Genomic DNA, 9,885 nt, shown 5'->3' on the forward strand with positions numbered 1-9,885 from the left:
GCTCGCGCGGGCCACGCAACACCGAACGCCTCGCGTGCAATCCATACCGCCCCGCCGCCTCGAACGAAGCCGGAGGCAGGTGGCTGGAGGCTGGAGGCTCTCGAATCCCTGGAACCGCAAGACACACAGGACCTCACCCGAAAATGACTAAAGAAGCCTCCTTCGACCGCGATGCGCTCCTCGCCTGCGGACACGGCGAGATGTTCGGTCCCGGCAATGCCCAACTGCCCGTGCCGAATATGCTGATGATGGATCGCGTGCTGCGCATCGCCGATTTCGGCGGCGCCTACGGCAAGGGAGAGATCCTGGCCGAGCTGGATATCAAACCCGAACTCTGGTTCTTTCAGTGCCATTTTCCCGGCGACCCGGTCATGCCAGGCTGTCTCGGACTCGATGCACTCTGGCAGCTCGTCGGCTTCTATCTCGCCTGGATCGGCAATCCGGGGCACGGCCGTGCGCTCGGCGTGGGCGAGGTCAAGTTCACCGGTCAGGTGCTCCCGACCGCAAGCAAGGTCACCTATCACATCGACATGAAACGGGTCATCTCGCGCAAGCTGGTGCTCGGCATCGGCGACGGCGTGGTGCAGGTGGACGGGCGCACCATCTACACGGCCAAGGATCTGCGGGTGGGGCTCTTTACCTCGACCGAGGGCTTCTAAGGCTAAACCGCGTCTCGAGCGATATTCGCTCTCTCGCAGCGAGAGTAAAGGCTCAGCGGAGCCAATCCGCTCAGTGGTGGGCGCGGTTTAGGATTTGAAAAGCATTTTCGGGGTCTTGGGTGCCCGCGATTTGCCTAGGGCATTTCGCGTCCGCGACCGCTTCGTAGAAGCGGCTCCGTCGCAGACGCGCCTCGTCGCCGGGATCCGCGAATACCCGCATCAGGCAGTAAGCACCGACCACCCACCCGGAGCGGGTGCGCCATGAGATTTCCTTATGGATTGAGCGACTTCGGCAACGAGCTGCTGCTGAAGACCGCCTTCCTCGTGTTCCTGTTCAACAACCGGCTGTCCATGATGGTTTCGGAGCTGGAGACCGAGCGCGCATCTGTGGATCTCGCCCTGTGCCTGGTTTGGCGGGCGGTCGATGTCCCGGTGCGCCGATAGCCCCGGGTCAAAGATCCAGCCGCATCTCCTCGGTCTCGGGCGTGCGCCTCGCCTTTGGCCGCTTCGGCTCGGCCGCGGGCAGATCCTGCCAGATCAAAGGCTTGGAAAGCCCCTCCCAGCCCCAGCGCAGCCAGTCCAGCAGACGCATCGCAAGCCAGAGTGCCCAGGCGAGCATGAGTGCGCGGTAGACCCACATGGGCACCGAGAGCACCCACACCTCCGGCAGCATCGGTCCACTGCGGTCTTGATACCAGTTGAGCGTGGTCGCGGTCGAGCCGTTCCCCATGATCTGCATCTCGGGCGTGCCGAGCAGACCCTGTTGGACGGCACCGAGCAGGCCGGCAAGGGCGACGAGCGTCAGGACCACGAGCCCGATCTGAATGAGGTTGAAACGCCAGGCCGGACGGGCAAGCGGATCCAGGCGATGCCGAAGGCCGAGCGCGAAGAGCCATCCGATGACCAACAACACCACCAAGACCTGAGCCAGGATGAGGCCGATGCCGAGCAGGAGCCAATCGTGCACGCGCAAGGGCGTGAGGCGGCTGCGACCCAGACCTGCGGCCAGGCCGATCAGCACCAGCAGGATGCCCCAGAAGAGCACGGCCGGCCCGATCCGCGGACCCCAGGTCCAGAGCACCCAGCGATCCTCCGGCAGGCTCAGCGAGAGATTCAGGTTGACCGCCGGGCTGCGCAGATCCGGCAGGCTTGGCCGGTAGCCGAACGTCAGCGGTCGCGCCTCGCGCCAGGTCAACTCGACACGCGTCGAGCCGGGTGTCAGCGGCAGCTCGACCTCCGGCGCCGTGTCGGGCAGCGGAAGGCTGCGGCCGTCCAGGCTGAAGGCGATCGGCTCGGCGGCGTCCGGCAGCCGAATGACATGGCTGCCGCCTTGGCTGCTGCGGATCGTCAGGGTCAGGGTCGAAAGGGTCCCGCGCTGCCCCGGCTCGACCCGCGTGTCGACGCGATCGATGGTCAAGGTCGGCCCCGGGACGCCCGGGGGTCGACTGAGGGTCAGGACAAGTGTCTCGCCCGGCAGAGGGCGCCAGTTGGGCAGCCGGCGATCGTCCGGACCCAGCCGATGGATCGGAGCAACGCCCGCGTACTCCAGATGCCAGAGCGGGCCCACGTCGAGACGCCAATCCTCGCTGAGTCGCGGATCCATCGGGGCGATCAGGCTCAACTCGCGGGTCGGCTCCAGGCGCGACGACCAGGTCACCTCCGATCGCCCCGCGGGTAGGTCCGCGAGAACCGCTGCACCCTCGACTTGGACCCCGGGCGTTTGCACCGACTCGCCCGGCAGCAAAGGCACCGGGATCAAGACCGGAAACGCGCTCGGCGAGAGACGCACCACACGGGTCTCCACGCGCCAGTCGATCCCCATCCGCAGGGTCCGCTCGACGCGCAGCAGCGGGGGCAGCGCGCCTTGGGCGAGCGACGCCTCATGCGGGGCGCCGGTGTCGGAGAGACGCACCAAGCGAATCTGAGCACCGGCACGCCCGCCCGCGTCCAGCCCTTCGAGGTTCCAGCCCTCGACGCTCGCACGGATCAGACGCGGCGGCAGCGGAAGCGGGATCTCGACCTGATCGCGGCTCGCCAGCGGGCCGACGAGCATGACCTCATGTCGGCCGGCAGGGAGCATGAGCAGGAGCCGACCGGCCGCGTCTTGGCGCAGTCCGTCCGAGGGCTCGCCGTCCACGCGGATCTCGGTCGGCAGCCAGCCCCCTGCCCCGCCCGGAACGGGTGCCGCGACTGCAACTGCAGCATCCAGGATCAGATCCAGGACCAGCCGATCCGGATCCGCCGCGAGGACCATGAGCGACAGATCGACACAGTGCGGCAAACAGTCCGGCGGGGCGAGCAGACGGGTGCGCAGCTCCCCAAGCAGCTCGGCGCTCGGCAGATCCTCGGCCGAGGCAGGCTCGGTGGCGAGCGTCGTCCCCAGCCCCAGGGCGACCAGGAGGGCGAGGCTTGCGCCGTGGGTCACGCGGGCGCCGACGAGTCCGGCTAGACGTGCACCGAGCAGCACCAGGAGAACGGCACCGAGGATCGAGAGCACCAGGTTTAAGGTCGGGGTCAGCAACCAAAGTCGTGCCGATTCCTGCTCGCCGACGGGTCCGCTCCAACGCAGCTCCACGCTGTTCCAGCGCCAGTCCGGGATGCCGGGTCCGGTTTGGAGGCGCGCATCGGGATCCATGAGATCGATGGGCTCGGGAATCGGGGTGGCGGGTTCGGACAAGGCACCGGAAAGCCGCTCGCGTTTCGACGTCGCCTCCATGTCCATCGCGCTGCGCAGCGCGAACGCAGGCGCGGGCACTGCGCTCATCCCGGTGCCCGATTCCGCGTCGCCCAAGGCCATCCAGGGACGCTCCAGGTGCGGAAAGAGCCCGTCGCGGACCTCGGTCACCAAGAACGGCAGCCCGATCACCAGCAGCCCCAGCAACGCCAGTCTGAAATAGAGTGTCGCCAGGGTCCGCAAGCGCCGCAGACCGGTGCGGACCGGAGCCTCCGGGATCAACCGCAGCAGGGCCGCGGCGGCGAGCAGGTGCAGCCAGATCAGCCGCGGCGCGCCGGGCGCCTGCCAGGTCAGACCCAACGTGAGCAGGGCAAGCAGCGCCCAACCCCAGCCCCAAATTCGACCGATACCGAGCGTCGTGATCAGCACCAGAAAAAGATCCAACAGACTCCAGCGGCCGACCCAGGTGCTCGGCAGGTTGTCGACGCCTTGGACTGTCAAGAGATCCCAACCCGGCGGCAGATAGAGACGCGCGTCGACCTTCTCGAATTCGGTCGCCCAGCCGGAGGCCGGAACACGCCCGGGTGCGGACTCAAGCCGAGCATCGGCGATCACGTCCAGGCTGCCCCGTCTGACCTCCACCCCGGGCGATGCGGCATCGTTCAGACGTGTGATGAGCACCGGTCGACCGTCGACGCTCACCGCACCCAGCGCGAGTGCCGGGCCGGCGTCCAGGCGCCACCCGCGCGACAATTGACCGCCGATGCGATCCTGCACGCTGTAGCCCTTGCCGTCGAAGTCGAGCCAAAGCTCGCGATCCAGGCGCAGACGCTCCGGCCCGGGATCCGGATCCCCGCGCACCTGCTCGGTCAGACGCAGAACGCCACCCGGCTCGGCCCGATAGACCGGCAGACGCGACCACTCATCGGGGATCCCGGTCTGACGCGGATCCACGGCATCGAGTCCGGACGGCTCGACCCGCCGCAGCGCGGGTTCAGCCGCGAAGGCCCAGATCTCACGCTCCGGCCAGGGTGCGCCGGCGTCGGGGCGCGACAGCTCGGAGACATCGCCTTGGTGATGCTCCACGACATCCAGAGCCCAACGCCCGGGACGCACCTGCACCCGCAGCATCCCGTCCTCTTCGAGTCGCGCCGGCAAGGGGCTGTCGATCCGCATGGGGATCCCGCCGGGCAAGAGCACGGGGCCCAGCCGCACCTCGCGCGCGCCGCCGGACACCTCCAGTCGAAGCCGGGTCAGGACCTCGAGGGGCAGACTGTCTTGGATGCGTCGGTAGACCTCCAGGCTCAGGGGATCGCCCGAGCGCTCGGTCTGGGATCCGGTCGGGTCACCGAGCCAGAGCCGGTTGGTCCGGTCCAATCGAGGCGTCGGCACCGCACGGCCATCGCGTATCAACGCGACCAAACCGATGATGGGCGGGATCAGGAGCACGTCGGGCGAACGGTCCCAGACGAAGCGCCCGGTCACCCGGTGGACCCCGGCGGCGAGCGTCACGGTCGGCCGGCCGTCGCGCTGAACCACCGGCAGCGCCGCCCCGTCCGCCTCGACCCCGAGCGGCCAGGCATCCGCGTCGCCCGGTAGCGGGACCGAGGACTCGGCAAGGATCTGCCAGACCTGAGAGAATGTGCCGCCCTCCCCGCTCAGCGCCAGATCCAGACGTCCGGGCCAGGCGCAGAGGCGTGCGCCGTCGGCGGGGTCGATCGGGCAGGCGCGTTGATCCTGGCCCTCCGGACCGCCTTCCAGGACCCAGTGGATCCAAGGTCGCAAGGCCGTGGGGACGGTCGGTACGGAAGGTGTTTCGGAGCCGAGCAGCCCGGAAGCGACCGGAACGGCATCGATCTGCGCCCGCAAAGGCGCCGACAGGATCAGGAGAAGCAGCAGCAGTCGTCGCGGAATGTTCGGCATATTGTTACAAGAAAGTAAGGGTCTTTCTGTAGATTGCGCCGTGCCGTTCGGAAAGTACCCGACACCTCTGTCCTCTCCCGAGCGGTCCGCCGGCCCCGTCCATCCAGGGCCAACTATGACCGGAAGTAGAGAGAAGGCAAGTGAAACCCTCATCGTCGTCACCGGCGATCACGATCGGGCTCATGTCGAATGTCTTCGGCATGGATCAGGCAGATCTGAACGGCGATCAGCCGGGGCTCGATCGGCTCTATCGAGTAGGGTTTCGCGAGGTCTCTGCACTGATCCGGTAATCTGTCATCACGGCAGGAGCCGGGGCTTCGGAGCATTTCCGGGGGGATGGGGCGCGCCGGTGCACATGGGGTAAGTCGGAATAAGCGCCCGGACGGAGGGAGCCACCGCACTCGATCCGCCCGGCAAGGCTGAGCAAACCGCCGATCCTTCGTTTTCAGCCCGATTAGGCGCCGCAGCGGCGGCACCCGCGCTGCGGCACAATCACACAATTGAAACAAAACTCCCCTATGTTCTCGGGATTCGGCCGTCGCCGTGCGGCCAATATCAAACTCGCAGGTACTCGACCCATGACCACGACACCGACACCGACATCGCGACAGTTGGAAAGGCCGATCGCGCAGCTCGCCACCCTCCGCGAAGGTGCCGTCGATTTCGAACGCGCTTATGCCAACGAGATCGAGAAGATCGAGCCCGGCCATCGCAACAGTGCACGCAACTTCCTTCACTATCTGAGCATTCGTCAACACGACATCCGCAGTCTGCAGCAGGATCTCGGTGCTCTGGGACTGTCGTCGCTCGGTGTGCTGGAGCCCCATGCCTTGGCCAGCCTCAACTCGGTGGTGGCCATTCTGGAGCAGCTCAGCGGCAAGGATTTCGGTCCTGCGCCGGAGCCGTCGGTCGATTTCCGTACCGGGCCCTTGTTGCTTCGGGATCACACCCGAGCGCTTCTGGGTCCCGAGCCCCGCGACCGATTCGTCCGCATCATGGTGACCATGCCGAGCGAAGCCGCCTCGGATGCGCAACTGGTGCAGGATCTCCTCATCGCAGGGATGGACGTCATGCGCATCAACTGCGCCCACGACGGTCCGGATGCCTGGTTCGCGATGGTGGAAAACCTGCGCCGTGCGGAGCGGATCGTCGGGCGCAACTGCCGTGTGCAGGCCGACCTGGCCGGCCCGAAGCTACGCACGGGCGCCATTCGGGAGAGCGGGCGGGTAATACGACTGGCGCCCGATCGGGATGTCTTCGGTCGCATCGCTAGACCCGCTCGGATTTGGTTGACCACGGCGGCCGCGGCCGAGCCGACTCCAGACGATATCCGCTTCACCCTCCGGATCGAGTGCGGCCTGCTCGCACGGCTCGATGTTGGCGATCGCGTCGGTTTCACCGACACCCGCGGTCAACACCATGAACTGAAGATCGTCGAGGCGGTCGGTCAATCATTGATCGCCGAGAGCGAGCGGACCGCCTATATTCAGGATGAAACCCCGGTGACGGGCCTGCGCGACGGCAAGTCGATCGGGGAAGGGCGCATCGTTGGGATCCCCGAGGTGATCAACCCCATCTGCCTCCTGCCGGGCGACACACTGATGTTGATCCGTCACGACGAACCCGGCACCGAGGCCGAGCGGGACGCATCCGGTCGCATCGTCGCGCCGGCACAGATTCACTGCACCCTCGATGCGGCGTTCGAGCAGGTCGCGCATGGGCACCGTGTCTGGTTCGACGACGGCAAGATCGGCGGGCTCGTCGAGGAGAACGACGGCCAGCGCATCCGGGTCAGAATCACCCATACCGGGCCACATGGCGCAAAACTGCGCGCCGAGAAGGGCATCAACTTCCCCGACACCGCGCTCGAGATGTCTGCCCTGACCGAAAAAGACCTCGACGACCTGCCGGCAGTCGTCAAGCTCGCCGACATGGTCGCGCTCTCTTTCGTCCGAGGACCCGAAGATGTCGAGCGTCTCCACGACGAGCTCTACCGACTCGGGGCCAATCATCTCGGGATCGTACTCAAGATCGAAAACCGTCAGGCCTTCGAGAATCTCCCCCGCATCCTACTGGCCGCACTCAACTCGCCTCCCGTCGGGATCATGATCGCGCGGGGTGATCTGGCGGTCGAAGTGGGCTTCGAGCGTCTCTCCGAAGTCCAGCAGGAGATCCTTTGGCTCTGCGAGGCGGCACATGTACCAGTAATTTGGGCCACTCAGATTCTCGAGGGCATGGCTAAAAAGGGGGCACCGTCACGCGCCGAGGTATCGGACGCCGCCATGAGTATCCAGGCCGAATGCGCCATGCTCAACAAAGGGCCGAACATCGTCGAGACCGTCCGTTTCCTTGACGGAATCATCGGACGCATGGACGAGCATTACGTCAAACGGCGGGCGACCCTGCGCAAACTCTCGGTCGCGCAGCTCAAGTAGCCACACCTGCCCCGAGCGCCCGACAACACATCGACTTCAACTGCGTCATGCGTTTCTTGAAACGATGATCCGACATCCTGCAGCTGCCCGGCGGAATGCCTGCCGCGCGTTGTCCGGAAAAAACCTACGTACGCCGGTAATATCGAATCATGGGCGCTCGACCCGCCTTTCGCATGACGGCGCTATAAGGCGCCCTGAGCCGCCAATGACCTTTACGGATTCCGAGGTGATCCATGATGGAAGTGCCTGCACGACTCATCCGCAATGCGCAGCTCTTGTTGTTGGATTTCGATGGTGTGATCACAACCGAAGCGGAAGACGTGGCCCTGAAGGCGCAGACCCTATCGGTCTTCGCCGCGATCAGCACGCACTTCGGGGAGCGTGCCCTGAAGATGATGCGGCTCGCGGGCCGAGCCATCTACGATGCGGGCGGAAGTCTGCAGCTCGGACCGCTCTTGTATCACACGGCCAAGCTGCTCAAGCCCGCCGAGGATCCGATCGAGCCGACGCTCGCAAAGCTTATTCACGCCTGCACCGGGAGCCTCGACTATCGCGGGATCAGCCGAGCAGGAGACCGGATCCGCGAGGGCCTGGATCTACTGAGAGAACAGGATATCGCGATCGCCATCTTGACCAACGGGGTCCGGGAGAACGTCTTCCGGGTTCTCGAGGTGAAAGGGCTTACGGAGATGTTCCCGGCCGAGCACGTTTTCGATGCAATCTCCACACGCGACAAGAAGGATAAGCTGCACCCGAAGCCGGATCCGCAAGGCTATCGCTTCGTGCTCAAAGAGCTGGGTGTCGAGCCCCCGTCCTGTATCGTCATCGACAACAGCCGCAAGAATGTCCGAGCGGCGAAACGCGAGGTCGGATGCGGCGGGGTCGTCTATATCGGAAACAGCCTCAAACGGAAGGACCGCGGGGTGATCGACCACCTGGCGCCATCGTTCGAGCGGCTTATGGTGGAGGTTGCCGATGTCCTGCGGGGTGAGGACTGAGGGGGTGGCTTCCAGTCCTCCAGCCTCGCTGATTCGGCCTCATCGGCTATCGTTCTTTGGGTCTCCCGCGTGTAACCGACCACCACCAGGCTGGCCGCCACACCCAGCGCAATCCTGGAAAATGCGTTCGACTTCATCACTTTGGCCATCCTCGATCCATCCTATCTGCATGCCGGGTCATGACCGAAGTGGTCCCGCTCGCGTCCACCCGCGTCACCACCACGATCGGCAGATCCGGGATCTCGACACCCGGGTTGGCCGCAAGAATCAGCGGATCATTCCAACGGGCGATCGAGCCGAGAAAGATGCCGGCAAGGGACTCGCGCGAGAGCCTGACCCCGTCGATTCCCGGAAGGTTGCAGGTCAAGACGACCACACCCGCCGTCAACGGGAGCTGCAGGACCTTGTCCCCTGCCCTGTGCGCCAGCTCAGCGGTCAAGGGTTAATTGGATCCCGCAAAATCGAGCCGTCCTTCGATGAAGCTGTTGACGCCCGCCCCGGAGCCGATCGGCTGATCGTCGACCTGAATGTTCGGGTGCGCCAGGAAATAGTCCCGGAACCAGCCCTGATAGAGGGGGCGGGAAAGCTTGCCCCCGCACCGTTGATCTTGATCAGGTCCGAAGCCAAGGATGGCGCCCAGAAGGATGCGTGCAGACCAGCGCCCCGAAGGCCAGCGTCAGGACGCGCAGGACAGGAGAGAAGGGCATCCGGGGTTCCTCTCGATGTTCGATCCGGTCGGTGTTTGGCCCGGTCGGCATCCTTGGTGTTGGAGAAGGGCAACAGGGTGTAGGCGGTCCCGATCGTGATGTCTCCCTCCGGGATGGTGATGCGCACGCCGCCGCCGCTCTGCAGCGCGATATCCGCCCGGAAGGCCCGCGCCAGGAAGGCATCGGTCACGACCTGCTGACTGAAACCGCCGTTGATGCTCGGCTGCGCCCCCGAGAGGGAAACGGCGTCGCCGTTGCAGGGCGCGCGGGGCTGGGTCGGGACACGGCGCTCGCAGATGATCTCGTCCGCTGCGCCGACTGCCAAGCCTGCACGACGCAGACCGGGTCGCCGTCTGCGTTCACGGTGCGGGTCGGGTAGTCACCGGCCGAGGGTAGACCGTACTGATCGAGATCCCCGAGCAGGGTATGTGAATCGCCGCCGATGATGCGTCGATGCCGGTCACGGCATCCCATTACACACATCTCATA

At 65.6% G+C, this 9,885-nt stretch carries 7 protein-coding genes; 4 read left to right on the forward strand and 3 right to left on the reverse strand.

All coding sequences use genetic code 11. The features are described from left to right. Positions 1 to 143 precede the first annotated feature (143 nt). The gene (fabA, locus tag B4N44_RS10540) at positions 144 to 659 is read left to right on the forward strand and encodes a 3-hydroxyacyl-[acyl-carrier-protein] dehydratase FabA (RefSeq protein WP_296700410.1); all 516 of its coding nucleotides are present in this window, start codon (positions 144 to 146) and stop codon (positions 657 to 659) included. Positions 660 to 920: 261 nt separating this feature from the next. Continuing rightward, a complete protein-coding gene (locus B4N44_RS10545; RefSeq protein WP_296700414.1) occupies positions 921 to 1,103 on the forward strand; it encodes a hypothetical protein in 183 nt (60 codons plus the stop codon). A 7-nt stretch (positions 1,104 to 1,110) separates the two neighbouring features. Here B4N44_RS10545 and B4N44_RS10550 read toward each other — a convergent pair whose 3' ends face one another. Next, entirely contained in the window at positions 1,111 to 5,256 is a 4,146-nt protein-coding gene (locus tag B4N44_RS10550) for a hypothetical protein (RefSeq protein ID WP_296700417.1), read from the reverse strand. A 578-nt stretch (positions 5,257 to 5,834) separates the two neighbouring features. Between B4N44_RS10550 and B4N44_RS10555 the strand changes: the two genes are divergently transcribed. Continuing rightward, entirely contained in the window at positions 5,835 to 7,691 is a 1,857-nt protein-coding gene (locus B4N44_RS10555) for a pyruvate kinase (protein WP_296700419.1), read from the forward strand. Positions 7,692 to 7,924: 233 nt separating this feature from the next. After that, positions 7,925 to 8,689: an HAD-IA family hydrolase gene (locus tag B4N44_RS10560; protein WP_296700422.1), complete on the forward strand. Its 765-nt coding sequence runs from the start codon at positions 7,925 to 7,927 to the stop codon at positions 8,687 to 8,689. Positions 8,690 to 8,825: 136 nt separating this feature from the next. Here B4N44_RS10560 and B4N44_RS10565 read toward each other — a convergent pair whose 3' ends face one another. Together B4N44_RS10565 and B4N44_RS10570 are read right to left on the reverse strand one after the other, a co-directional pair. Further along, positions 8,826 to 9,128 (reverse strand): substrate-binding domain-containing protein, encoded by a 303-nt coding sequence (locus B4N44_RS10565; RefSeq protein ID WP_296700425.1) that lies wholly within the window; start codon positions 9,126 to 9,128, stop codon positions 8,826 to 8,828. After that, the gene (locus B4N44_RS10570; protein ID WP_296700428.1) at positions 9,125 to 9,721 is read right to left on the reverse strand and encodes a 5'-nucleotidase C-terminal domain-containing protein; all 597 of its coding nucleotides are present in this window, start codon (positions 9,719 to 9,721) and stop codon (positions 9,125 to 9,127) included. Before B4N44_RS10570 ends, B4N44_RS10565 begins: the two co-directional genes overlap by 4 nt. Between the last annotated feature and the right edge of the window lie 164 nt (positions 9,722 to 9,885).

The organism is Thiocapsa sp. UBA6158 (genome assembly GCF_002423035.1).
Taxonomy (GTDB): Bacteria; Pseudomonadota; Gammaproteobacteria; order Chromatiales; family Chromatiaceae; genus Thiocapsa.

Bases quoted from the DNA above. Each gene is read 5' to 3' on its own strand.
- B4N44_RS10545 (WP_296700414.1), top strand. From the start codon at position 921: ATGAGATTTCCTTATGGATTGAGCGACTTCGGCAACGAGCTGCTGCTG.
- fabA (WP_296700410.1), top strand. From the start codon at position 144: ATGACTAAAGAAGCCTCCTTCGACCGCGATGCGCTCCTCGCCTGCGGA.
- B4N44_RS10550 (WP_296700417.1), bottom strand. From the start codon at position 5,256: ATGCCGAACATTCCGCGACGACTGCTGCTGCTTCTCCTGATCCTGTCG.
- B4N44_RS10560 (WP_296700422.1), top strand. From the start codon at position 7,925: ATGATGGAAGTGCCTGCACGACTCATCCGCAATGCGCAGCTCTTGTTG.
- B4N44_RS10555 (WP_296700419.1), top strand. From the start codon at position 5,835: ATGACCACGACACCGACACCGACATCGCGACAGTTGGAAAGGCCGATC.